At 70.7% G+C, this 24,263-nt stretch carries 19 protein-coding genes; 9 read left to right on the top strand and 10 right to left on the bottom strand.

Translation table 11 applies throughout. The annotated features are described in order from the left end of the window. Window positions 1–62: 62 nt before the first annotated feature. Genes lpdA through aceE form a run of 3 tightly spaced genes read right to left on the bottom strand, consistent with a single transcriptional unit; the run spans window position 63 to window position 6,241 of the window. Entirely contained in the window at window positions 63–1,808 is a 1,746-nt protein-coding gene (gene lpdA / locus RGE_RS11535; protein WP_014428570.1) for a dihydrolipoyl dehydrogenase, read from the bottom strand. A gap of 10 nt (window positions 1,809–1,818) precedes the next feature. Further along, window positions 1,819–3,510: a dihydrolipoyllysine-residue acetyltransferase gene (gene aceF, locus RGE_RS11530; RefSeq protein WP_014428569.1), complete on the bottom strand. Its 1,692-nt coding sequence runs from the start codon at window positions 3,508–3,510 to the stop codon at window positions 1,819–1,821. Window positions 3,511–3,538: 28 nt separating this feature from the next. Continuing rightward, window positions 3,539–6,241 (bottom strand): pyruvate dehydrogenase (acetyl-transferring), homodimeric type, encoded by a 2,703-nt coding sequence (aceE, locus tag RGE_RS11525; RefSeq protein ID WP_014428568.1) that lies wholly within the window; start codon window positions 6,239–6,241, stop codon window positions 3,539–3,541. Between the two features lie 169 nt (window positions 6,242–6,410). Here aceE and RGE_RS11520 point away from each other — a divergent pair, with 169 nt between their 5' ends. The 5 genes from RGE_RS11520 to RGE_RS11500 all read left to right on the top strand — a co-directional run bounded on the left by RGE_RS11520 (window position 6,411) and on the right by RGE_RS11500 (window position 13,203). Beyond that, window positions 6,411–8,999: a PAS domain-containing sensor histidine kinase gene (locus RGE_RS11520; RefSeq protein ID WP_014428567.1), complete on the top strand. Its 2,589-nt coding sequence runs from the start codon at window positions 6,411–6,413 to the stop codon at window positions 8,997–8,999. After that, window positions 8,996–9,619: a response regulator transcription factor gene (locus tag RGE_RS11515; protein ID WP_014428566.1), complete on the top strand. Its 624-nt coding sequence runs from the start codon at window positions 8,996–8,998 to the stop codon at window positions 9,617–9,619. Before RGE_RS11520 ends, RGE_RS11515 begins: the two co-directional genes overlap by 4 nt. Before the next feature lie 72 nt (window positions 9,620–9,691). Beyond that, window positions 9,692–10,543: a bifunctional methylenetetrahydrofolate dehydrogenase/methenyltetrahydrofolate cyclohydrolase FolD gene (gene folD, locus RGE_RS11510; protein WP_014428565.1), complete on the top strand. Its 852-nt coding sequence runs from the start codon at window positions 9,692–9,694 to the stop codon at window positions 10,541–10,543. Beyond that, the gene (locus tag RGE_RS11505; RefSeq protein ID WP_014428564.1) at window positions 10,540–12,582 is read left to right on the top strand and encodes a M3 family metallopeptidase; all 2,043 of its coding nucleotides are present in this window, start codon (window positions 10,540–10,542) and stop codon (window positions 12,580–12,582) included. Before folD ends, RGE_RS11505 begins: the two co-directional genes overlap by 4 nt. A 9-nt stretch (window positions 12,583–12,591) precedes the next feature. Beyond that, window positions 12,592–13,203 carry a glutaredoxin family protein gene (locus RGE_RS11500; protein ID WP_014428563.1) on the top strand — a complete coding sequence of 204 codons (612 nt, stop codon included), beginning with the start codon at window positions 12,592–12,594 and terminating at the stop codon, window positions 13,201–13,203. Here the strand turns inward: RGE_RS11500 and RGE_RS11495 are convergent. Both RGE_RS11495 and RGE_RS11490 read right to left on the bottom strand, forming a co-directional pair. Beyond that, window positions 13,200–14,384, bottom strand: coding sequence for an MFS transporter (locus RGE_RS11495; protein WP_014428562.1), 1,185 nt, complete (start codon window positions 14,382–14,384; stop codon window positions 13,200–13,202). The two genes, RGE_RS11500 and RGE_RS11495, sit on opposite strands and share 4 nt — an antisense overlap. Next, window positions 14,377–15,654: a DNA recombination protein RmuC gene (locus RGE_RS11490; RefSeq protein ID WP_014428561.1), complete on the bottom strand. Its 1,278-nt coding sequence runs from the start codon at window positions 15,652–15,654 to the stop codon at window positions 14,377–14,379. The genes RGE_RS11495 and RGE_RS11490 overlap by 8 nt, the downstream gene beginning before the upstream one ends. 162 nt (window positions 15,655–15,816) lie before the next feature. On the opposite strand from RGE_RS11490, the gene RGE_RS11485 reads away from it, so the two are divergent. Further along, window positions 15,817–18,066 (top strand): alpha,alpha-trehalose-phosphate synthase (UDP-forming), encoded by a 2,250-nt coding sequence (locus RGE_RS11485; protein WP_043785246.1) that lies wholly within the window; start codon window positions 15,817–15,819, stop codon window positions 18,064–18,066. Further along, entirely contained in the window at window positions 18,063–18,833 is a 771-nt protein-coding gene (gene otsB, locus RGE_RS11480) for a trehalose-phosphatase (protein ID WP_014428559.1), read from the top strand. Before RGE_RS11485 ends, otsB begins: the two co-directional genes overlap by 4 nt. On the opposite strand, the gene RGE_RS11475 is transcribed toward otsB, so the two are convergent. The 4 genes from RGE_RS11475 to RGE_RS11460 are packed head-to-tail and all read right to left on the bottom strand — an operon-like array spanning window position 18,834 to window position 21,903. Then, on the bottom strand, window positions 18,834–19,820 hold the full coding sequence (locus RGE_RS11475; RefSeq protein WP_014428558.1) for a 2-hydroxyacid dehydrogenase: 987 nt from the start codon (window positions 19,818–19,820) through the stop codon (window positions 18,834–18,836). It abuts the gene before it with no gap. After that, window positions 19,821–20,522 (bottom strand): nitroreductase, encoded by a 702-nt coding sequence (locus tag RGE_RS11470; RefSeq protein ID WP_014428557.1) that lies wholly within the window; start codon window positions 20,520–20,522, stop codon window positions 19,821–19,823. After that, window positions 20,519–20,962: an acyl-CoA thioesterase gene (locus RGE_RS11465; protein ID WP_014428556.1), complete on the bottom strand. Its 444-nt coding sequence runs from the start codon at window positions 20,960–20,962 to the stop codon at window positions 20,519–20,521. The genes RGE_RS11470 and RGE_RS11465 overlap by 4 nt, the downstream gene beginning before the upstream one ends. Next, window positions 20,959–21,903 (bottom strand): histone deacetylase family protein, encoded by a 945-nt coding sequence (locus RGE_RS11460; RefSeq protein WP_014428555.1) that lies wholly within the window; start codon window positions 21,901–21,903, stop codon window positions 20,959–20,961. The genes RGE_RS11465 and RGE_RS11460 overlap by 4 nt, the downstream gene beginning before the upstream one ends. 133 nt (window positions 21,904–22,036) lie before the next feature. Here RGE_RS11460 and RGE_RS11455 point away from each other — a divergent pair, with 133 nt between their 5' ends. Continuing rightward, window positions 22,037–22,594, top strand: a complete 558-nt coding sequence (locus RGE_RS11455; protein WP_014428554.1) for a phasin family protein — start codon at window positions 22,037–22,039, stop codon at window positions 22,592–22,594. Between the two features lie 350 nt (window positions 22,595–22,944). Beyond that, the gene (locus RGE_RS11450) at window positions 22,945–23,364 is read left to right on the top strand and encodes a GreA/GreB family elongation factor (RefSeq protein WP_014428553.1); all 420 of its coding nucleotides are present in this window, start codon (window positions 22,945–22,947) and stop codon (window positions 23,362–23,364) included. Here RGE_RS11450 and RGE_RS11445 read toward each other — a convergent pair. Then, window positions 23,354–24,253 carry a DMT family transporter gene (locus RGE_RS11445; protein ID WP_014428552.1) on the bottom strand — a complete coding sequence of 300 codons (900 nt, stop codon included), beginning with the start codon at window positions 24,251–24,253 and terminating at the stop codon, window positions 23,354–23,356. The two genes, RGE_RS11450 and RGE_RS11445, sit on opposite strands and share 11 nt — an antisense overlap. Window positions 24,254–24,263: the final 10 nt, after the last annotated feature.

Here is a 24,263-nt window from a genome sequence, read left to right as displayed (position 1 = left end):
CCGGTGTTTCGCCAAAAAAGAGGGCTCCCGCGGGAGCCCTCTTCCTTTTGCGTGACGCGCCGTCAGCGCCGCGCCGGCGGCAGGTCGGTGCAGCTGCCGTGCGCGGCTTCGGCGGCCAGGCCCAGCGACTCTCCCAGCGTCGGGTGCGGGTGGATCGTGCGGCCGATGTCGACCTCGTCGGCGCCCATCTCGATGGCCAGCGCGACCTCGCCGATCATGTCGCCGGCATGCGTGCCGACGATGCCGCCACCCAGGATGCGGTGCGTCTGGGCGTCGAACAGCAGCTTGGTGAAGCCTTCGTCGCGGCCGTTGGCGATGGCGCGGCCCGAGGCGGACCACGGGAACAGGCCCTTCTTGACCGCCACGCCGCGCGCCTTGGCCTCGTCCTCGGTCAGGCCGACCCAGGCGACCTCGGGGTCGGTGTAGGCCACGCCCGGGATCACGCGGGCGTCGAAACGCGCCTTGTCGTCGCCGGCGGCGACTTCGGCGGCGACATGGCCTTCGTGCACCGCCTTGTGCGCCAGCATCGGCTGGCCGACCAGGTCGCCGATGGCGAAGATGTGCGGCACGTTGGTGCGCATCTGCACGTCCACCGGCACGAAGCCGCGTTCGTCGACCTGCACGCCGGCACGCTCGGCGCCGATGGCACGCCCGTTCGGGCGCCGGCCGACCGCCTGGAGCACGAGGTCGTAGACGCCGTCGCTGCGCGTGCCGTCGGCCGCCTCGAACTGCACGCGGATGCCGTCGGCGGTGGCTTCGGCGCCGACCGTCCTGGTCTTCAGCATCAGCCGGTCGAAGCGGTGGGCGTTCATCTTCTGCCAGACCTTGACCAGGTCGCGGTCGGCGCCGGCCATCAGGCCGTCGAGCATCTCGACGACGTCCAGGCGCGCGCCCAGCGTCGAATAGACCGTGCCCATCTCCAGGCCGATGATGCCGCCGCCGATGACCAGCATCTTCTTCGGCCGCTGGCGCAGTTGCAGCGCGCCGGTGGAGGTGACGATGCGCTCGTCGTCGGGCAGGAAGGGCAGCTTCACCGCCTCGGAGCCGGCGGCGATGATGGCCTGGGCGAAGCGGATCGTCTGCGTGCCGCCGGCCGAGAGCTCCACGGCCAGCTCGTGCGGCCCGGCGAAGGCGCCGACGCCCTGCACCACCGTCACCTTGCGCATCTTGGCCATTGCGGCCAGCCCGCCGGTGAGCTTGGAGACGACCTTCTGCTTGTGCGCGCGCAGCTGGTCCAGGTCGATCTGCGGCGTGCCGAAGCTGACGCCGGCGGCCGCCAGGTGCGCCGCTTCGTCGACGACCGCGGCGACATGCAGCAGCGCCTTGCTGGGGATGCAGCCGACGTTGAGGCAGACGCCGCCCAGCGTCGGGAAGCGCTCGACGAGCACGACCTTCATGCCGAGGTCGGCAGCGCGGAAGGCAGCCGAGTAGCCGCCCGGGCCGCCGCCCAGCACCAGCAGGTCGCAGTCGTAGGCGTCGCCGGACGCAGCGGCCACCGGGGCCGGCGCGGGCTGCGCTGCAGGCTGCGGGGCGGGCGCGGCGGGAGCCGCCGGGGCCGGTGCCGCCGCCTCGGCGGTCTCGATGTTCGCCAGCAGCACGCCCTGGCTGACCTTGTCGCCGACCTTCACGGCGAGGCTGCGCAGCACGCCGGCGTGCGGCGACGGGATCTCCATCGACGCCTTGTCGCTCTCGACGGTGATCAGGCTCTGTTCGGGCTTGACCGTGTCGCCGGCGGCGACGAGGACTTCGATGACGGTGACTTCCTTGAAGTCGCCGATGTCGGGAACGCGGATCTCGATGACGGCCATCGCGTTCCCCTCAGAGCATCACGCGGCGGAAGTCCGCCAGAACCGACGCCAGGAAGGCGTTGAAACGCGCCGCCGCGGCCCCGTCGATGACGCGGTGGTCCCAGCTCAGCGACAGCGGCAGCATCAGCCGCGGTACGAACTCGCGGCCGTTCCACTGCGGCTTCATCGCGCTGCGGCACACGCCCAGGATCGCGACCTCGGGCGCGTTGATGATCGGCGTGAAGTAGGTGCCGCCGATGCCGCCCAGCGAGCTGATCGAGAAGCAGCCGCCGGTCATCTCGGCCGGCGAGAGCTTGCCGTCGCGCGCCTTCTTGGCCAGTTCGGCCATCTCGCGGCTGATCTGCAGGATGCCCTTGCTGTCGACGTCGCGGATCACCGGCACGACGAGCCCGTTGGGCGTGTCGGCGGCGAAGCCGATGTGGAAGTACTTCTTCAGCACCAGTTCGTCGCCGTCGAGCGAGGCGTTGAACTCGGGGAACTGCTTGAGCGCCGCGGCGCAGGCCTTGATCAGGAAGGCGAGCATCGTGACTTTGACGCCCGACTTCTCGTTCTCCTTGTTGAGCTGGACGCGCAGCGCCTCCAGCTCGGTGATGTCCGCGTCTTCGTGGTTGGTGACGTGCGGGATCAGCACCCAGTTGCGGTGCAGGTTGGCGCCGCTGATCTTCTTGATGCGCGACAGCGACTGGCGCTCGACCGCACCGAACTTCGTGAAGTCGACCTGCGGCCAGGGCAGCAGACCGGGCAGCGTGCCGGCGGCGGCAGCAGCGGCCGGGGCGGCCGGGGCCTTGGCCTGTTGGGCGCGGGTCTGCGCCTCGCCGGCCATCACGCCCTTGACGAAGGCCTGCACGTCTTCCTGGGTGATGCGGCCCTTGGGGCCGCTGCCCTCGAGCTCCTCGAGCGGCACGCCGAGTTCACGCGCATAACGCCGGATCGACGGCGACGCGTGCGGCAGCGTGGCGGACACCGGCGCGCTCGGGTCGTGTGCCGGCACCGGCGCCACGGCCGGCGCGGACGCCGGCGGCGTGGGGGCGGCAGCAGCCGGCGCAGGCGCGGCCGGCGTCGCTGCGGCCGCAGCCGCGGGTGCCGCGACCGGCGCCACCGGCGCGCTGGCGGCCGCCACCTCGAGCACCGCGACGACCGAGCCGCGGCTGACCTTGTCGCCCAGCTTGACCTTCAGCTCGCGCAGCACGCCGCCGTGAGAGGACGGGATCTCCATCGAGGCCTTGTCGCTCTCGACGGTGATCAGGCTCTGCTCGGCCTTGATCGTGTCGCCCGGCTTGACGAAGACCTCGATGACCGTGACCTCGGCGAAGTCGCCGATGTCGGGCACCAGCACCTCGATGCTGGCGGTGGCCGCCGTCGGGGCCGGCGTCGGAGCAGGTGCTCCGGCCGGAGCCGCGGGAGCGGGCGCCGCCACCGGGGCCGCCGGGGCCGCAGCTGCGGCCGCCGGCGCACCGGCCTCGTCGGCCACCTCGAGCAGCGCGATCACGCTGCCCTGGCTCACCTTGTCGCGGAGCTGGATCTTCAGCTCGCGCACCGTTCCGGCGCGTTCGGCCGGGATCTCCATCGAAGCCTTGTCCGATTCGACCGTCGCCAGCGACTGGTCCAGCGCGATCGTGTCGCCCGGCTTGACCAGCAGCTCGATGACCTCGACGTCCTTGAAGTCGCCGATGTCGGGGACCTTCAGTTCCACCACCGCCATGCGTTATCTCCGTTAGTCTTTTCGATTTTCAGGCGTACAGCGGGTTCGCCTTGGCCGGGTCCAGGCCGTACTTGGCGATCGCCTCGGCGACCTTGGCCGCCGGCACCGTGCCTTCCTCGGCCAGCGCCTTCAGCGCGGCGACGACGATGTAGTGGCGATCGACCTCGAAGTGCGAGCGCAGCCGGCTGCGGAAGTCGCTGCGGCCGAAGCCGTCGGTGCCGAGCACCTTGTAGACCCGGCCCTTGGGCAGGAACGGGCGGATCTGCTCGGCGTAGTTCTTCATGTAGTCGGTCGACGCGATCACCGGGCCGGCGTGCGCGCCCAGCTGCTGCGCGACGTAGGGCACGCGCGGCTCGGCGGTCGGGTTCAGCAGGTTCCAGCGCTCGCAGTCCTGGCCGTCGCGCGTCAGCTCGTTGAAGCTCGGCGCGCTCCAGACGTTGGCCGACACGCCCCAGTCGACGGCGAGCAGGTCGCGCGCGGCCTGGGCCTCGCGCAGGATGGTGCCGCTGCCCAGCAGGTTGACCTTGGGCGCGTGCTCGGCGCCGGGCTCCAGCAGGTACAGGCCCTTGATGATCTGCTCCTCGGTGCCGGGCTTCAGGCCGGGCATCGGGTAGTTCTCGTTGAGCAGCGTGACGTAGAAGAAGACGTTCTCCTGCTTCTCGACCATGCGCTTCAAGCCATGGTGCAGGATGACGCCGACCTCGTGCGCGAAGCTCGGGTCGTAGCTGACGCAGTTCGGGATCGTGCCGGCCAGGATGTGGCTGTGGCCGTCCTCGTGCTGCAGGCCCTCGCCGTTGAGCGTCGTGCGCCCGGAGGTGCCGCCCAGCAGGAAGCCGCGCGCCTGCATGTCGCCGGCTGCCCAGGCCAGGTCGCCGATGCGCTGGAAGCCGAACATAGAGTAGTAGACGTAGAACGGCACCATGATCCGGTTGTTGGTGCTGTACGACGTCGCCGCGGCGATCCAGCTGGCCATGCCGCCGGGCTCGTTGATGCCTTCCTGCAGGATCTGGCCGGCCTTGTCCTCGCGGTAGTACATGACCTGGTCGCGGTCGACCGGGGTGTACTTCTGGCCTTCGGGGTTGTAGATGCCGATCTGGCGGAACAGGCCTTCCATGCCGAAGGTGCGCGCCTCGTCGACGAGGATCGGCACGACACGCGGGCCCAGCGCCTGGTCACGCAGCAGCTGCGTCAGGAAACGCACGTAAGCCTGGGTGGTGCTGATCTCGCGGCCTTCGGCGGTGGGGTCGAGCACGGCCTTGAAGGTCTCCAGCGGCGGCACCGTGAAGCTCTCGTCGGCGACGCGGCGGCGCTGCGGCAGGTAGCCGCCCAGCGCCTTGCGGCGCTCGTGCAGATAGCGCATCTCCGGCGTGTCGTCGGCCGGCTTGTAGAACGGGATCTTCGGCAGCTCGCTGTCGGGGATCGGCACGTTGAAGCGGTCGCGGAAGTAGCGGATGTCCTCGTCGCTCAGCTTCTTGGCCTGGTGCGCGGTGTTCTTGCCTTCGCCGGCCTTGCCCATGCCGTAGCCCTTGACGGTCTTGACCAGCACGACGGTCGGCTGGCCGGTGTGGGCGTTGGCGCGGTGGAAGGCGGCGTACACCTTGTTGGCGTCGTGGCCGCCGCGGCGCAGCTGCCAGATGTCGCTGTCGCTCATCTTGGACACCATCTCCAGCGTGCGCGGGTCGCGGCCGAAGAAGTGCTTGCGCACGAAGGCGCCGTCGTTGGCCTTGAAGGCCTGGTAGTCGCCGTCCAGCGTGTCCATCATGATGCGGCGCAGCGCCCCATCTTTGTCGCGCGCCAGCAGCGGGTCCCAGTTGCTGCCCCAGATCAGCTTGATGACGTTCCAGCCGGCGCCGCGGAACTCGCCTTCGAGCTCCTGGATGACCTTGCCGTTGCCCCGCACCGGGCCGTCCAGGCGCTGCAGGTTGCAGTTGACGACGAAGATCAGGTTGTCGAGCTTCTCGCGCGCCGCCAGGCCGATGGCGCCGGTGCTTTCCGGCTCGTCCATCTCGCCGTCGCCCAGGAAGACCCAGACCTTGCGCTTGGAGGTGTCGGCGATGCCGCGCGCGTGCAGGTACTTCAGGAAGCGCGCCTGGTAGATCGCCATCAGCGGGCCCAGGCCCATGCTGACGGTCGGGAACTGCCAGAACTCGGGCATCAGCTTCGGATGCGGGTAGCTCGACAGGCCCTTGCCGCCGACTTCCTGGCGGAAGTTCAGCAGCTGCTCCTCGCTCAAGCGGCCTTCGAGGAAGGCGCGGGCGTAGATGCCGGGCGCGCTGTGGCCCTGGATGTAGAGCAGGTCGCCGCCGTGGCCTTCGCTGTCGGCATGCCAGAAGTGGTTGAAGCCGGCGGCGAACATGTGCGCCACCGAGGCGAAGGAGCTGATATGGCCGCCCAGATCACCGCCGTCCTCGGGGTGCAGGCGGTTGGCCTTGACGACCATCGCCATCGCGTTCCAGCGCATCGCCGCACGCAGCCGGCCTTCGAGCTCGAGGTTGCCGGGGCTGCGCTCTTCCTCGTCGGGCGGGATGGTGTTGACGTAGGCCGTGTTGGCAGAGAACGGCAGGTTGACGCCGGCGCGGCGCGCCTCGTCGATCAGCTGGTCGAGCAGGTAGTGCGCCCGCTCGGGGCCTTCGTTGGCGATGACGGCGGACAGCGCCTCCAGCCATTCGCGCGTCTCTTGCGCATCGTGGTCACGGGGATCGCCCGGCAGGGCATCCAGCTGAGCAGCCATGCTTGTCTCCTTCTGTCGTCAGGCCGAAAACGGGCGCGAGTGTGGCACAACTTGCGCGAATTTCGAATAGTGCGGGCACTTCTCATATTGCGATATTCGCGTCATTCGCATCAGCGCCTCGGCGTTGCCCCGAACCGCATCCACCGCCGTCGCTCGGGATAATGGCCCGATGGCCCCGACTCCCGCTCCGCCTCCTGGCGCCGCATCCGACATCACCCGGCGCCGCCGTCCCTTCTCCGGCTGGTGGCGCGGGCTGTCCCCGTCGCGCCAGGACCGCCTGGCGACGCTGGACCCGCTGGCCTCGGTGCTGCTGTTCCTGGCCGCCATCATTTCGGCCTTCTGGTACCTGCGCAACGAGGAAATCGTGCGCGAGACCGAGTCGATCAAACGCGACGCCGAGCTGACGCAGCAGCAGATCGGGCTGCGCCTGATCCAGACCCAGGAGCAGCTGACGCCGATCGCGCGCGACTTGGCCACGCCGGGCGCGTCGCCCGAACGTTTTCTCGAACAGGCGCAGGCGTTTTCCAAGGACCGGGCGGAGATCATCCAGATCAGCTGGGTCGGGGCAGACCGCGTGCCCAAGGCCATCCATCGCGCGACGCTGTACGCGCCCGACCCAGCGGTGCGCGAGGAGCGCCCCGGATCGCAGGCGCCGCTGGCGCCGCTGACGGCGCGCAACGGTGCCGCGGCGCTGGCCTTCGACGGCGCGCGTACGACGCGGCTGCCGACCTATTCCGGCGCCTTCGTCGACGACATCGGCAACGCCTACTTCCAGCTGCAGATGCCGCTGATCGACCACGGCCGCTTCACCGGCGCGCTGGTCGTCGAGTACTCGGTGGACACGCTGCTGCGCAACTTCGTGCCAGCCGACGTCGCGCGCCGCCACATGATCTCGGTCGTCGACCAGTACGGCAGCGTGCTCGTCAGCACGGTGACGCGGCTGCCCGACGCCGTCGGTGGCCGCGAACCGCTGATCAGCGACGCGCCGCTGACCCCGGCGCTCAACGGCCTGATGCTGCGCGGCCAGGGCTACCCGACGTCCAAGGGCCTGGTCGGCAACACCTTGTTCTGGATGGTCGTCGCGCTGTCGGGGCTGACGGTGTGGATGCTCTTCGGCACCTGGCGCCACGTGCGCCATCGCGCGCGCATCCAGAGTGCGCTGGTGCAGGAGACCAACTTCCGGCGCGCGATGGAGAACTCCATGCCCACCGGCATGCGCGCGATGGACCTGGACGGCCGCATGACCTACGTGAACGCGGCCTTCTGCCAGATGACCGGCTTCACCGAGCAGGAGCTGATCGGCCGCCTGCCGCCCTTCCCCTACTGGCCGCCAGACCGCGTCGAGGAGAACGGCCGCTTCCTGCAGCTGGAACTGCAGGGCCGCAGCCCCTCGGGCGGCATCGAGGTCAAGGTGATGCGCAAGGACGGCTTCGTCTTCGACGCGCGCATGTACGTCTCGCCGCTGATCGACCCCAAGGGCCAGCAGACCGGCTGGATGACCTCGATGACCAACATCACCGAGGCCAAGCGCATCCGCGACCAGCTCTCGGCCTCGCACGAGCGTTTCACCACCGTGCTGGAGGGGCTGGACGCCTCGGTCTCGGTGCTGTCGGTGCAGCAGGGCGAGCTGCTGTTCACCAACCGCTCCTACCGGCTGTGGTTCGGCGGCGACGCGCGCGGCCACGCGCTGCTGACCGGCGGCGCCGCACCGGCCGAGTTCATCCCGGGTGCCGAGGACGACGTCGACCAGCTCTCAGGCCTGCCGACGCACGAGCTGACCGAGGTCGGCACCAGCCCGCGCGAGGTCTTCGTCGAGTCGTTGCAGAAGTGGTTCGACGTGCGCTCGCGCTACCTGCAGTGGACCGACGGCCGCCTGGCGCAGATGCTGATCGCCACCGACATCAGCGCCCGCCGCCGGGCCGAGGAGCAGGCGGCGATGCAGGCCGAGAAGGCCCAGGTGACGAGCCGGCTGGTGACGATGGGCGAGATGGCCTCGTCGGTCGCGCACGAGCTGAACCAGCCGCTGACCGCGATCACCAACTACTGCAACGGCATGGTCTCGCGCGTGAAGGCCGGCAGCATCTCGCAGGACGACCTGGTCGCCGCGCTGCAGAAGACCGCGCGCCAGGCCGAACGCGCCGGCCAGATCATCCACCGCATCCGCTCCTTCGTGAAACGCAGCGAGCCGCAGCGCCAGCCGGCGCAGGCGCAGCAGATCGTCGAGGACGCGGTCGACCTGGCCGGCATCGAGCTGCGCCGGCGCCAGGTGGCGATCCACACCTACGTCGCGCAGCGGCTGCCGACGCTGTCCTGCGACCCGATCCTGATCGAGCAGGTGCTGCTGAACCTGCTGAAGAACGCCGCCGAGGCGATCGACAGCGCCGGGCTGCCGTCGGCGCGGCGCCACATCGAGCTGTCGGTGGTGCCGCGCTTCGCGCAGGAGGAAGGCGACGTCATCGAGTTCAGCGTCACCGACATGGGCCCCGGCATCAAGGAAGAAGTGCTCGGCCGGCTGTACGAAGCCTTCTTCTCGACCAAGGCCGAAGGGCTGGGCATCGGGCTGTCCCTCTGCCGCTCGATCATCGAGTCGCACAGGGGTCGGATGCGGGCCCAGAACCTCTACAATGGGCATCACATCGTCGGCTGCCGTTTCGCCTTCACCCTGCCCGTCGACATCGCGGCGCGCCACGAGGCGGCAGGCTCTGGAGAGGACACCGGTTCGACGGTCTCCCCCAACCCCACCGTCACCTCCACATGAGCCTGATCCCCAAGAAGGGCACCGTCTACGTCGTCGACGACGACGAGGCCGTGCGCGATTCGCTGCAGTGGTTGCTGGAAGGCAAGGACTACCGCGTCAAGTGCTTCGACTCGGCCGAGTCCTTCCTCGCGCGCTTCGACCCGCGCGAAGTGGCGTGCCTCATCGCCGACATCCGCATGGACGGCATGAGCGGCCTGGAGCTGCAAGACCGTCTGCTCGAACGCAAGAGCCCGCTGCCGATCGTCTTCATCACCGGCCACGGCGACGTGCCGATGGCCGTGACGACGATGAAGAAGGGCGCGATGGACTTCATCGAGAAGCCCTTCAAGGAAGAGGAACTCGTGTCGCTGGTCGAGCGCATGCTCGACCAGGCGCGCCAGGCCTTCAGCCAGCACCAGGAACAGGCCAGCCGCGACGCGCTGCTCGCCCGCCTGACGACGCGCGAGTCGCAGGTGCTCGAGCGCATCGTCGCCGGCCGCCTGAACAAGCAGATCGCCGACGACCTGGGCATCAGCATCAAGACGGTGGAGGCGCACCGCGCCAACATCATGGAAAAGCTCAACGCCAACACCGTGGCCGATCTGCTGAAGATCGCGCTCGGCGCGCACGGCAAGTCCTGAGCCAGAACCCCGGACACCCGTCCCGAGGCCGCTGCCCCAGCGGCCTTTCTCGTTTGTGGAGCCGATAGAAGAATGACCGCCCAGCTGATCGACGGCGTCGCGCTGTCCCGAACCCTCCGTGCCGGCGTCGCCGAACGTGCCGCCGCCCTGCCCCGTCGCCCCGGGCTGGCCGTGATCCTCGTCGGCGAAGACCCGGCCAGCGCGGTCTACGTGCGCAACAAGATCAAGGCCTGCGGCGAGAGCGGCCTGCACTCGGTGTTCGAGAAGTACGACGCCGACCTCGCCGAGGACGTGCTGCTGGCGCGCATCGCCGCGCTCAACGTCGACCCGGCGATCGACGGCATCCTGGTGCAGATGCCGCTGCCCAGGCACATCGACCCGCAGAAGGTCATCGCCGCGATCGCGCCGGAGAAGGACGTCGACGGCTTCTCGGTGCTGTCGGCCGGCGAGCTGGCCAGCGGCCTGCCCGGCCTGCGCCCCTGCACGCCGTTCGGCTGCATGAAGCTGATCGAGAGCACCGGCCAGAGCCTCAAGGGCAAGCACGCCGTCGTCATCGGCCGCAGCAACACCGTCGGCAAGCCGATGGCCCTGCTGCTGCTGCAGGCCAACGCCACCGTCACCGTCTGCCACAGCGGCACCGCCGACCTCGCCCACCACGTGCGCCAGGCCGACGTCGTCGTCGCCGCGGTCGGCCGGCGCAACACGGTCACCGCCGACATGGTCAAGCCCGGCGCGATCGTCATCGACGTCGGCATGAACCGCAACGACGAGGGCAAGCTCTGCGGCGACGTCGACTTTGCCGGCGTGCGCGAAGTCGCCGGCTGGATCACCCCGGTGCCCGGCGGCGTCGGCCCGATGACGATCACGATGCTGCTCGTCAACACGCTGCAGGCGGCCGAGACGGCCCAGGGCGTCGCGCGTTGAACCCGCTGCTCGACTTCTCCGGCCTGCCGCGCTTCGCCGAGATCCGCGCCGAGCACGTCGTGCCGGCGGTCGACGCGCTGCTGGCCGAGGCCGACGCGGCGCTCGAAGCCGCCGTCTCCGACGCGGTGCCGGCCGACTACGAGGCGCTGTCGCGCGCGCTGGACGTGCCGGTCGAGCGCCTGCGCCGCGCCTGGGGCGCGGTCGGACATCTGCAGGCCGTCGCCGACACGCCCGAGCTGCGCGCCGCCTACGGCGAGGCGCTGCCGCGCGTCACCGATTTCCTGACCCGCCTGGGCGCCGACGAGCGCCTGTACGCCAAGTACAAGGCGGTCGCCGCGCAGCCCGCCGCCGCGTCGCTGGCACCGGCGCGCCGCAAGGCGCTGGCCGACGCGCTGCGTGACTTCGTGCTCGGCGGCGCCGAGCTGCAGGGTGCGGCGCGCGAGCGTTTTGCCGCGATCCAGGCGCGCCTGGCCGAGCTGTCGCAGAGCTTCGGCGAGCATGTGCTCGACGCCACCGACGGCTTCGCGCTCTACGTCGACACCGCCGCGCTGGCCGGCGTGCCGGCCGACGTCGTCGAGGCCACGCGAGCGGCCGCCGCCGCCGAAGGCCGCGAGGGCCACAAGCTGACGCTGCACGAGCCGTTGCTGCGCCCGGTGCTGCAGTACGCGCACGACCGCGGCCTGCGCGAACAGCTGTTCCGCGCCGACGCCACACGCGCCAGCGAGTTCGGTGCCGCCGAGCTCGACAACGGCCCGCTGATCGCCGAACTCGTCGCGCTGCGCCAGGAGGAAGCCACGCTGCTGGGCCTGGCCAGCCACGCCGAGCTCTCGCTGGTGCCCAAGATGGCCGAGACGCCGGCGCAGGTGATGGACTTCATCCGCGACCTGGCGCGCCGCGCGCGGCCGTTCGCGCAGGCCGACAAGCAGGAACTCGAAGACTTCGCCGCGCGCGAGCTGGGCCTGTCGACGCTGGAGCCCTGGGACCGGCGCTACGCCAGCGAGCGCCTGAAGCAGTCGCGCTACGCCTTCTCCAACGCCGAGGTCCGCCAGTACTTCACCGAGCCGCGTGTGCTCGACGGCCTGTTCGGCCTGGTGCGCACGCTGTTCGAGGTCGAGATCGTTGCCGCCGAAGCGCCGGTCTGGCACCCCGACGTGCGCTTCTGCGAGCTGCGCCGCGACGGCCGCACGATCGCCGGCGTCTACCTCGACCTGCACGCCCGCCCGGGCAAGCAGTCGGGCGCCTGGATGGACGACGCGCGCGGCCGCTGGGCGCGCCCCGACGGCGGCGGCCTGCAATGGCCGCTGGCGCACCTGGTCTGCAACTTCGCGCCGCCGGTCGGCGACAAGCCGGCGCTGCTGTCGCACGACGACGTCGTCACGCTGTTCCACGAGTTCGGCCACGGCCTGCACCACATGCTGACCCAGGTCGACGAACTGGCGGTGGCCGGCATCTCCGGCGTCGAGTGGGACGCCGTCGAGCTGCCCAGCCAGTTCATGGAGAACTTCGCCTGGGAGTGGGAGGTGCTGTCGCGGCTGTCGGCGCACGTCGACACCGGCGAGCCGCTGCCGCGCGAGCTCTTCGAGCGCATGGTCGCGGCGAAGAACTTCCAGAGCGGGCTGATGATGCTGCGCCACGCCGAGTTCGGCCTGTTCGACATGCGGCTGCATGCCGAGCCGGGCAACGAAGGGCGCGTGATGGCGCTGGCCGAGGAAGTGCGCGCCGAGATCGGCGGCTGGGCGATGCCCGACTGGCACCGCTTCCCGCACAGCTTCACGCATCTGTTCGACGGCGGCTACTCGGCGGGCTACTACAGCTACGCCTGGGCCGAGGTGCTGTCGGCCGACGCCTTCAGCGCCTTCGAGGAAGCCGGTGTCTTCGACGCGGCGACCGGGCGGCGTTTCCGCGAGTGCATCCTCGAAGCCGGCGGCAGCCGTCCGGCGCTGGCCAGCTTCGTCGCGTTCCGCGGGCGTGAACCCCGTCTCGACGCGCTGTTGCGCCACCAGGGCATGGACGCGCCCGACGCCGCGGTCCTGCGCTAGATTGGCAGCATGTCCGCCCCGCTGAAGCTCGCCATCGCCGCCGCGCTGGTCGCGGCCGCGTCCCCGGCCTGGTCGCTGTACAAGGTGATCGGGCCCGACGGCAGCATCACCTACACCGACCGGCCGCCGGCCGCGGCCAACGCGCGCATCACCAGCCTGGGCCGCAACGGCGAGACGACGCCGCTGGGCGACGCCTCGCTGCCGCTGGAACTGCGCCAGGCCAGCGCCCGTTACCCGGTGCAGCTCTACACCGCCGCCGACTGCCCGCCTTGCGACAACGCGCGTGCCCTGCTGCTGCAGCGGGGCGTGCCCTACCGCGAACGCCGCATCGCCAGCGACGACGACACCTTGGCGCTGGAACGCCTGACCGGCGCGCGCACCGTGCCGGCGCTGACGGTCGGCCAGCAGGTGCTGCGCGGCCTGGCGCCGGCCGACTGGAACTCCTATCTGGATGCCGCCGGCTATCCAAAGGAATCGAAGCTGCCGCGCAGCTGGCAGCCGCCGCCGGTGACGCCGCTCACCGAAGCCGCACCGGCGCGCACCGCGCGCCCCGCCACCGAGCCGGCATCGGCCTCGCCGGCCGAGGCGCCGCCGCCTGCCGAAGGCGGCTTCCGCTTCTAGGCGCTTTCGGTCGGCCGCCGCGCGACCCAAGAGCCGGCACCGACCGCGCCGCCGACGGCCCAGAACAGCACCGCCGCGCCGACCACCGTGCCGGCGGCACCGAAGACCAGCGGCATCACCGTGCTCGAGGCGTTGATCGCCATCGAACGGAAAGCCAGCGCCTCGCCGTGGCGGTGGGCCGGCGTCAGCTGGTGCAGCGTCGACATGATCATCGGCTGCACCGCGCCCAGCGTCACGCCCAGCAGCACCGCGCAGCCGCCCATCGCCCACGGCGACGAGGCCAGCGGATAGGCGGCGAAGACGACGCCGGTGCCCAGCATCGCGGCACGCACGACCGTCGTTTCGTCCAGGCGGTCGGCGATCCAGGGAATCACGGCGCGCACCGCCGTCACCGACATCGTGAACGTGCCCAGCACCAGGCCGATCGTCGAGGCGCTGTAGCCGCGTTCGTGGCCGAGGATGGGCACCGCGAAGCTGTGCACGTCCCAGCACATCGACAGCAGCCAGTTGACGAGCAGCAGGCGTTTCAGGCCCGGCGAGTCCAGCAAGTCCCAGGCCGTGCCGTCGCGCGGCGGGCGTGCCTGGGGCACCACGCGCGCCACGCGCCGAGAGGTGAAAAGCGTCACCAGCGGCAGCAGCAGCATCAGCGCGTAACCGGCGCCGAAGCCGGCGAGGTCGATCGCGAAGCCGATCGCCACCGGGCCGACGACGTTGGAAAACGAGGGCGCGATGCCCAGCCAGCTGAAGACACGCACCCGTTCCGGCCCGTCGTGCGCCGCCAGCCCGGCGGTGCGCTGGATCGTCAGCATGCCCATGTTGGCGCCTGCGCCGGCCAGCATCGCCGCGACGCAGAGCAGCACGAAACCCGGCGTGCCGCCGGCGAAGCTGGCCGCCACCGCCAGCAGCAGCGCGCCGACTTCCAGCCCGACGGCGATGTGCACCGGCCGGTGGTAACCGTGACGGTCGGCCAGGCGGCCCGAGTGCAGCGCCAGCGCCACCGGCGCGGCGGCGAACAGCGCCAGCAGCAGGCCGACGGCCCAGGGGCTGAAGCCCTCGCGCAGCGCCTGCAGCGGCGCGGCCATGCGCAAGCCGGCCATCGCCGCGTGCAGCCCCACCTGGCCGGCGATCAGCGCCGCCAGCCAGCCGGGGCCGCGCTGCGGTGTCGCGTCGGTCTCAGCCATCACGGCCCTCGCCCTGGGTGGGCAGCAGCTCGACCGCACGGCCTTCGGGCAAGGCCTCGACGCCCTTCAGCTGGCGTGCCATCTGCCGCGTGCGCACCTCGGCCTGGTCGATCGCGCCGTGCGCCTCTTCGAGCTTCTTCTTGGTCTTGGCGAGCACCTCGCCGAACTTGCCGAACTCGGTCTTCACCGCGCCCAGCACCTCCCAGACCTCGGCCGAGCGGCGTTCCAGCGCCAGCGTGCGGAAACCCATCTGCAGGCTGTTGAGCGTCGCCAGCAGCGTCGTCGGCCCGGCGAGCATCACGCGGTGCTCGCGCTGCAGCGCGTCGACCAGCCCGGGGCGGCGCAGCGCCTCGGCATACAGGCCTTCGGTGGGCACGAAGAGGATCGCGAAGTCGGTGGTGTGCGGCGGCGCGACGTACTTCTGGCGGATCGTGCGCGCCTCGGCGCGCAGACGCTGCTCGATCGCACGCGCCGCGGTCTCGACGCCGGCGGCGTCGGCGCGCTCGTGGGCGTCGAGCAGGCGTTCGTAGTCCTCGCGCGGGAACTTGGCGTCGATCGGCAGCCACAGCGGCGCACCGTCCTTCTGGCCCGGCAGGCGGATCGCGAACTCCACGCGTTCGTTGCTGCCGGGCACGGTGGCGACGTTGGCCGCGTACTGCTCGGCCGTGAACACCTGCTCCAGCAGCGCGGCGAGCTGCACCTCGCCGAAGACGCCGCGTGTCTTCACGTTCGTCAGCACCCGGCTCAGCGCACCGACGTCGCGCGCCAGCGTCTGCATCTCGCCCAGGCCGCGGTGCACCTGCTCCAGGCGTTCGGCGACCTGGCGGAAGCTCTCGCCCAGGCGCTGCTCCAGCGTCGACTGCAGCTTCTCGTCGACCGTGGCGCGCATCTGCTCGAGCTTGCGCTCGTTGCCGTCCTGCAGCGCGGCCAGGCGGCGTTCGTTGGCGTCGGACAGCGCCTGCAGGCGCTCGGCCAGCGTCTCGCCGAAGCGGCGCATCGAGGCCTCGGCCTGCACCTGCGACGCGGCGAACTGGCGGCGGATCGCGTCGATCTGCTCGTTCTGCGTGCGCTGGTTCTCGCCGCCGTGGGCCAGCAGCGAGCGCTGCAGCGTCGCCAGGTCGGCACGCAGCGTGGTCGTCGTGCGCGCGAACTCGTCGCGCAGTTCGGTCTCGAGTCGGCGCTCGGCCCCGTCATCGGGGCGGCGCAGTGCGATCCAGGCCAGCAGCAGCAGGTTCAGCGCCAGCAGCGCCGGAACGGTCCATTCGGGCATCGCGCCATTGTCTCAGGCCCGGCCCCGGCCTGGTGCCGCCGGCGAAAGCGGGATTCATGCCCGCGATCCGTGAGGGTTCTCACGAATGTGAGGGTCGCTCGCTACAGTGCCCACCTCTCTTTGAACTGCTCGGACGCCTCGATCGCCCGTTCCACCGCCCTGATGCGAACCCTGCGCCTGCAGCTGCGCTTCCTGCTCCCGCTGGTCGCGACGCTGGTGGCAGCCGCCTACCTGGCGCTGCCGTTGATGGACAAACTGACGCTGCGCTGGTTCGCGCGCGACCTCAGCACCCGCGGCAACCTCGTCGCCAACACGCTGTCGGACTCGATCGTCGAGTCGCTGTCCGACGGCCGCCGTGCCAACCGCCTGCGCAGCCTGTTCAACCGCGCCGTACAGGACGAACGCATGGTCGCCATCGGCCTGTGCGAACCCGGCGACCGGCTGGCGGTGGCCAGCTACGGTTTCCCGCCCGACCTGTCCTGCGCCCAGGTGCGCGAGGCCGCGTCGCGCCCCGACCCCGAGCTGTCGATCGCCGGCGGCGCGGTGCACGCCGGCATCTACCCGGTGCAGGGCGAGACCGGCCAGGTCGGCGAACTGGTGCTGCTGCAGGACATGAGCTTCATCGAGCGTCGCAGCCAGGACACGCGGCGCTACCTGCTGATCCTGATCATCGCGCTGGGCGTGACGATCTCGCTGATCACGATGGTCGTCGCCCAGGTCAGCTGGCGCGGCTGGATGCGCGGCGCGCGTGCGCTGCTGCGCGGCGAAGGCATCGTGCGGCCGCTGGTCGACGAGCCCTCGCCCGAGCTGGAACCGCTGGCGCTGGAGCTGCGCTCGCGGCTGCGCGACCTCGAAGACGAGTACCGGCGCTCGCTGGGGCTTGAGTCCGAATGGACTGCCGAGCGCCTGCGCCTGCTGCTGCGCACCCAGCTGCGCGGAGACGAGGTCATCGTCGTCTCCAACCGCGAGCCCTACCTGCACCAGCGCAACGAAGACGGCAGCGTCGTCGTCAAACGCCCGGCCAGCGGCCTGGTGACCGCCGTCGAACCGGTGATGCGCGCCTGCTCAGGCACCTGGATCGCGCACGGCAGCGGCAGCGCCGACCGCGAGGTCGTCGACGCGAACGACCGCATCCGCGTGCCGCCGGGCCACGAGGACTACACGCTGCGCCGCCTCTGGCTCACCGAGGAAGAGGAAGCCGGCTACTACTTCGGTTTCGCCAACGAAGGCTTGTGGCCGCTGTGCCACGTGGCCCACGTGCGCCCGGTGTTCCGCGAGTCCGACTGGCAGCGCTACCGCGAGGTCAATCAGCGTTTCGCCGACGCGGTGGTCGCCGAGGCGCGCAGCGAAGACCCGATCGTGCTGGTGCAGGACTACCACTTCGCGCTGCTGCCGGCGATGGTGCGCGCCAAGCTGCCGCGCGCGACGATCCTGACCTTCTGGCATATCCCCTGGCCCAACCCCGAGAGCTTCGGCATCTGCCCGTGGCGCCGCGAGCTGCTCGAAGGCATGCTGGGCAGCACGATCCTGGGCTTTCACACGCGCTACCACTGCAAGAACTTCATCGAGACGGTGGACCGCTATCTCGAGGCGCGCATCGAACACGAGCACTCGGTCGTGTCCTACCGCGACGACGAGACCTTCATCGAGAGCTACCCGATCTCCATCGAGTGGCCCGACGAGGCGACGGTGGCGCGCTGGCCCTCGGTCGACGAGTGCCGCCTCGCGGTACGCCGCCGCCTGGGCCTGCCCGAGGACCAGCTGATCGCCTGCGGCGTCGACCGCTTCGACTACACCAAGGGCATCGTCGAGCGCCTGCACGCCGTCGAGCGCCTGCTGGAGAAGTACCCGCGCTGGATCGACCGCTTCAGCTTCGTGCAGGTGGCCGCGCCGACGCGCAGCTCGCTGCCCGAGTACCGCGTCTTCCAGGACCGCATCAAGGAGATCACCGAACGCATCAACACGCGTTTCGGCAACGAACACTGGCAGCCGGTGCGGCTGCTCGCGGAGCACCACGACAGCGACGCCGTCAACGAGCTCTACCGCGCCAGCGAGGTCTGCGTCGTCACCAGCCTGCACGACGGCATGAACCTGGTCTGCAAGGAGTACTGCGCGGCGCGCGACGACGAAGCAGGCGTGCTGATCCTCAGCCGCTTCGCCGGTGCCGCACGCGAACTGAACGAAGCCCTGATCGTGAACCCCTACCACGTCGAGGAGACGGCCGACGCGCTGCACCGCGCGCTGACGATGCCGCGCGCCGAGCAGCGCGAACGCATGGCCAGCCTGCGAATGACGATCCGCGAGGCCAACGTCTTCCGCTGGGCGGGCCTGATGCTTGCCGACGCCGGACGCTCGCGCCTGCGCGAACGCATCGAGGCCCGCGTCGAGCGCTACCGGCACCGCAGCCGATGAACACGCCCAAACGACATCTCTTTTCGCCCGAAGGCCAGGCCGCACTGGAAGCCATCTGCCGCCGCGACCCGCTGCTGGCCTTCGACTTCGACGGCACGCTGGCGCCCATCGTCGCGCGCCCCGAGGACGCACGCATCTCGGCGGCGCTGTCGCGCCGACTGGCGCAGCTCGCCGCGCGCCGGCCGCTGGCCATCGTCACCGGGCGCTCGATCGGCGACGTGCGCCCGCGGCTGGGCTTCGAGCCGGCCTGGGTGGTCGGCAACCACGGCGCCGAGAACCCGATCGCGCCGACCTCGGCGCAGACGACGCTGGCACTCGACGCGCTGCGCCGCCACCTCGGCGAGACCGAACCGGCGCTGGCCGCCGCCGGTGTGCGCATCGAGGACAAGCAGCATTCGCTGGCCCTGCACTACCGCCTGGCGCGCGACCGCGACGCGGCGCTGGCCGCGATCGACACGACGCTGGGCACGCTGGACACCGGCCTGCGGCGCTTCGGCGGCAAGTGCGTCGTCAACGTCGTGGGCGCCGACGCGCCGGACAAGGCCGACGCGATCTTCGCGCTGGTCGCCGCCGCCGGCTGCGAGAGCGCGCTCTTCGTCGGCGACGACGTCAACGACGAGGTCGTGTTCGAACGCGCGCCGCTGCACTGGCTGACGCTGCGCGTCGGCCGCGAACCGGCCTCACAGGCGCGGTTCTTTCTCGACAGCCAGTCCGAGGTGGCGCAGCTGCTCGAGCAGTTGCTGGCGCTGCTGCCGGCACGCGGCTGATCAGCGCCGCGCCAGCACCTCGGGGTTGACCGGCGTCGGCGGCGTGCCGCCGGTGAGCGCCGCGATCAGGTTGTCGGCCGCCAGCTCGGCCATCGCCCGGCGCGTGGCCACCGTCGCGCTGGCGATGTGCGGCGTCAGCACGACGTTGGGCAGCTCCAGGAAGCCGGGGTCGAAGGCCGGCTCGCCTTCGTAGACGTCGAGCGCGGCGGCGGCGATGCGCTGCTCGCGCAGCGCGGCGATCAGCGCGCGGTCGTCGACGATGCCGCCACGCGCGACGTTGGTCAGCGTCGCCGTCGGCTTCATCGCCGCCAGTTCGGCCGCGCCGATCGCGTGGTGGCTCTCGGGGCTGTAGGGCAGCACCAGCACCAGGTGGTCGGCTTCGGCCAGCAGCGTCGCCTTGTCGACCCAGCGCGCGCCGATCGGCGCCTCCTGCTCGGCCGGCAGGCGGCTGCGGTTGTGATAGATGACCTTCATGCCGAAGCCCAGCGCGCCGCGGCGCGCGATGGCCTGGCCGATGCGGCCCATGCCGAGAATGCCCAGCGTCGCGCCGTGCACGTCGGTGCCGGTCAGCGTGTCGTAGCGCCAGCGTTTCCACTCGCCGGCGCGCAGATAGCGCTCGGCCTCGCTCATGCGGCGCGCGGCGGCCAGCATCAGGCCGAAGCCGAAGTCGGCCGTGGTCTCGGTCAGCACCTCGGGCGTGTTGGTCGCCAGCACGCCGCGGGCGTTGAAGGCGGGGATGTCCAGATTGTTGTAGCCGACCGCCATGTTGGCCACGACCCGCAGCTGCGGGCAGGCCTCGAGCAGCGCGGCGTCGACCTGCACGCTGCCGGTGGCGAACAGGCCGGACTTGCCGGCCAGTCGGGCAAGCAGCTCCTCGCGGCTCCAGGCGCTGTCGTCGGGGTTGGCTTCGACCTCGAAATGGCGGCTCAGGCGCTCGAGGACTTCGGGGAACACGGCTCGGGCGACGAGCACGGCGGGACGGGACATTCAGGACTCCAGGAAACGCGCGAAACCCGCGACGGGCTCGCGCTCTGTGACGAGGGCATTCTCGGGCGCCTCGGGGTCGGCGTATCCGAGCGCCATGCCGCAGACGAGCATCTCGCTGTCGGGCAAGGCCAGCTCGTCGGCGACGATGCGGTGGAACTGCGTGAACGCGGCCTGCGGGCAGGTGTCGAGCCCGCGGGCCCGCGCGGCGACCATCACGTTCTGCAGGAACATGCCGTAGTCCAGCCAGCTGCCCTGGCCGAGCACGCGGGCTATCGTGAAGATCAAGCCCACCGGCGCGTCGAAGAAGGCGTAGTTGCGGCCGTGCTGCGCGTGCATGCGCGCCTTGTCGGTCTTGGCGATGCCCAGCAGCCCGTACAGGTCCCAGCCGACCTTGCGCCGGCGCTCGATGTAGGGCGAGACCCATTCGGCCGGGTAATAGGCGTACTCCTCGGCGTGGCGCGCACGTTCGGCCGGGTCGTCGTAGGCGGCGCGAATGCGTGCCGACAGCCGAGCCTTGGCGGCCCCGGTCAGCACCGTCACCTTCCAGGGCTGCACGTTGGTGCCCGAGGGTGCACGCGAAGCGACCTCGAGGATGCGTTCGACGGTCTCGCGCGGCACCGGGTCGGGACGGAAGGCGCGGATCGAGCGGCGCGACGTGATCGCGGCATCGACCGCGGAGATGGTTTCGGGTGTGGGTCTCATGCGGGAAGGACGAGCGGTTGCAGGGCGGCGAGCAGCGCCGGCGGCAGCGCGACCGGGCGCCGCGTGGCCCGGTCGACGTAGACGTGGATGAAGTGGCCGGCGGCAGCCGTCGTCGGCTCGCCTTCGGCGAACAGGCCGACCTCGTAGCGCACGCTGGAGCGGCCGACGTGCGCGACGCGCAGGCCCGCGTCGACGCGCTGCGGGAAGGCCAGCGGCGCGAAGTACTGGCACCGGGTCTCGACGACCAGGCCGATGACCTCGCCGGCGTGGATGTCCAGCGCGCCGGCCTCGATCAGCCAGCGGTTCACCGCGGTGTCGAAGAAGCTGTAGTAGACGACGTTGTTGACGTGGCCGTAGACGTCGTTGTCCATCCAGCGTGTCGTGATCGAGTCGAAACGTGGGTAGTGGCTGCGCGGCAGCGGCTGCGGGCGGTGGCTCATGCGGACGATTCTCCGGTCCAGGCGCGCTGCGCCGCCAACGCGTTTTCCAGCGTGCGGCGCTGGATCTCGACGGTGACGGCGATGTCGCGGCCGTAGCCGCCGGCCATCGTCACGACGACCGGCACGCGGCGCGCGGCCAGCGCGGCGAAGACGCGCCGGTCGCGTTCGGCAAGGCCTTCGGCGCTCAGCTTCAGGCGGCCCAGGCGGTCGCCCTCGTGCGGGTCGGCGCCGGCCAGATAGAAGGCCAGCCCGGGCGGCGTCGGCAATCGGCGCCAGGCCTCGGCCAGCGCGGCGTCCAGCGCCGCCAGGTACTCGGCGTCGGCGCAGCCGTCGGGCAGTTCGACGTCCAGGTCGCTGGCTTCCTTGCGGAACGGGAAGTTCTTCGCGCCGTGCAAGGACAGCGTGAAGACGCTGGCGTCGTCGCGGAAGATCGAGGCCGTGCCGTTGCCCTGGTGCACGTCGAGGTCGACGACCAGCACCTGCAGCCCGGCGCGGTGCATGCGGTGCCACTCGGCCTGCATCAGGCGGGCGGCCACGGCGACGTCGTTGAACACGCAGTAGCCCGAGCCTTTGTGCGCGTAGGCGTGGTGCGTGCCGCCGGCCAGGTTGGCGGCGACGCCGTCGCCGTCGAACAGCGCGGCACGCGCCGCGGCGATCGTCGCGCCGACCGAGCGCCGGGCGCGTTCGGCCATCGCCTCGCTCCAGGGGAAGCCGATCTCGCGCTGCTGCGCGGCGCTGGTCGTGCCGTGGCTGACGGCGTCGATCCAGGCCGGTTCGTGCGCCAGCGCCAGTTCACCGTCGCTGGCCGCCGGTGCCGCTTCGACGGCGATCTGCGGCAGCGTCGCCGCCACCGCCTCGCGCAGCAAGCGGTACTTGCTCATCGGGAAGGGGTGGCCGGCCGGCAGCGGCAGCACGAAGCGGTCCGAGTGGAAGGCGCGCATCGCGGTCGATTCTAGGAACGGCTCCCTAGAATGTTGCGGTGCAGCAAAAATCGCTTGCAGTGCCGGGATCGATCCCTATACTTCAACTCATGCTGCAGTGCAGCAATTCTGTCACCCACACACGGAGATCGACATGACCTACACCCCGGAACAATGGCTTGCCGCGCAAAAGGCCCAGGTCGAGACCCTGTTCGGCCTGACCCAGACCGCCTTCGAAGGCGTGGAGAAGCTGGTCGAGCTGAACCTGCAGGTCACCAAGACCTCGCTGAGCGAACTGGCTGAAACGACCAAGGCCGCGCTGTCGGTGAAGGATCCGCAGGAACTGCTGACGCTGCAGGCCGGCCTGTTGCAACCGAGCGCCGAGAAGGCCGCCGCCTACAGCCGTCACCTGTACGACATCCTGGCCGGCACCAACGCCGAGTTCTCCAAGGTCGCCGAAGCGACGCTGGCCGACGCGCAGAAGACCACGCTGGCGCTGGTCGACACTGCGGTGAAGAACGCCCCGGCCGGCACCGAGAGCGCCGCCGCGCTGGTGCGCTCGGCCGTCTCGGCCGCCAACAACGCGTTCGAGAGCGTGCAGAAGGCCGCCAAGCAGGCCGCCGAAGTGGCCGAAGCCAACTTCCAGGCCGTCACGAACACCGCCGTCAAGGCCACGCAGAGCACCGGCCGCGCCAAGCGCACCGCCGCCTGAGTCTTGAAATCCTGCGGGGCGCACCGCATCTGAGTTTCGTCGGGGCTCGCCCCGGCGTTCTCTGGAAGGTTGTCTCCTCGGCATCCGCGCAACCGCAACGATGTCTTCAGCCCGGCCCCGCGCCGGGCTCTTTCTTTTCAAGCGCCGCCTGCCCGGCTTACCATCGGCCCATGTCGTCTCGCTCCGCCTTCACCCAGCACGCCTTCGCGGCGGGCGTGGTGCTGCGCGCATGGCGCCAGCCGGTCGCCGCCGCACTCTCCTGAGCCCGGCGACCTCCCTCGGAACTTCCCTCCCTTCTCCGGTCGCCGGGCCCCGCCCCCAGGGACAACGCCTGCACACCGGAGAACCGCTTGAACACTCTCGTCCACGAACGCCAGCTCGGCTGGCTCGACCACGTCCGCCTCTTCAACCTCGTGTCGGTGCCGCGCCCCGGCACCCGCATGTCGGAGGCGCTCGCTGGCCATGCGCGCGACATGCTCGACCTGGCCGAGGTCGTCGACCCGAAGACGCTGCCCGCCGACGTCGTCACGATGCGCTCGCGTGTCGTCCTGTCGCGCGGCGGCGAGCGGTTGGAGCTGACGCTCTGCTATCCCGACGACCTGACGGACGGCGTCGGGCGCATCTCGGTGTTCTCGCCGCTGGGCATGGCGCTGCTGGGCGCACGCGTCGGCGACAGCATCGGCTGGCGCGGCCCGGCCGGCGAAGAGCACACCGCGCGCATCGAGGCCCTGCCCTACCAGCCCGAAGCCGCCGGCGACTTCAGTCGCTGACCCTGCGGCGCCGCAGCCTGAGTTCGCTGACCAGCGTGCCGGCGAGCACCAGCGCGGCGCCGACGAAAGCCTCGGGCGGCAGGCGGTCGCCGGCCAGGCGGCCGACGACGCCGCCCCAGACCGGCTCGCCGGCGTAGATGATCGTCGCGCGCACCGGCGCCACCAAACGCTGGGCCCAGTTGATCGTCAGCTGGATCGCGACGCTGGCCGCACCGAGCCCGACCGCGGCGGCGAGCCAGACCCAGGAAAACGCCGGGATCGTTTCGCCGAGCACCGGCATCGCCGCCCAAGACAGCAGACCGGCCGCCAGCAACTGCACCGCGGTGATGCGGCGCACGTCGACGCGGCGGGCGAAACGGCCGATCAGCAGGATCTCGGCGGCGATCGCAAAGGCGCTGAGGATGGTCGCCAGTTCGCCCGGCCCGATCGCGCCGCTGCCGGCTTCCGGCCCGGCGAGCAGCACCAGCCCGGCGAAAGCCAGCACGATGCCCAGCATCGCCATCGGCTTGGGCGCCTCGCGCAGCACCAGCCATTGCAGCAGCGGCACCAACGGCACGTAAAGCGCGGTGATGAACGCCGACTTGCTGCTGCTGATCGTCTGCAGCCCCAGCGTCTGCAGGCCGTAGCCGAGAAAGATTGAGACGCCGATCGCGGTGCCGGCCCACAGCTCCTCACGCGTCAGGCCGGCCAGCGCACGGCGGAACACCAGCAGCGCGACCAGCCCCGCGGTGACGAAACGCAGGCCGACGAAGAAGAACGGCCCGCTGTGGCGCATCGCCAGGTGCACGATCAGGAAGGTCGTGCCCCAGAGCATGGTGATCGCGATCAGCGCCGCTTCCTGGCGGCTGAACGGCCAGGCGGCCTTGCCGCGATCGAACATGTGCAACATACTGCTCAGG

The sequence above is a fragment of the Rubrivivax gelatinosus IL144 genome, assembly GCF_000284255.1.
GTDB lineage: Bacteria > Pseudomonadota > Gammaproteobacteria > Burkholderiales > Burkholderiaceae_C > Rubrivivax > Rubrivivax gelatinosus_A.
The sequence above is the reverse complement of the archived record's forward strand: the minus strand, read 5'-3'. Positions and strand labels throughout refer to the sequence as shown.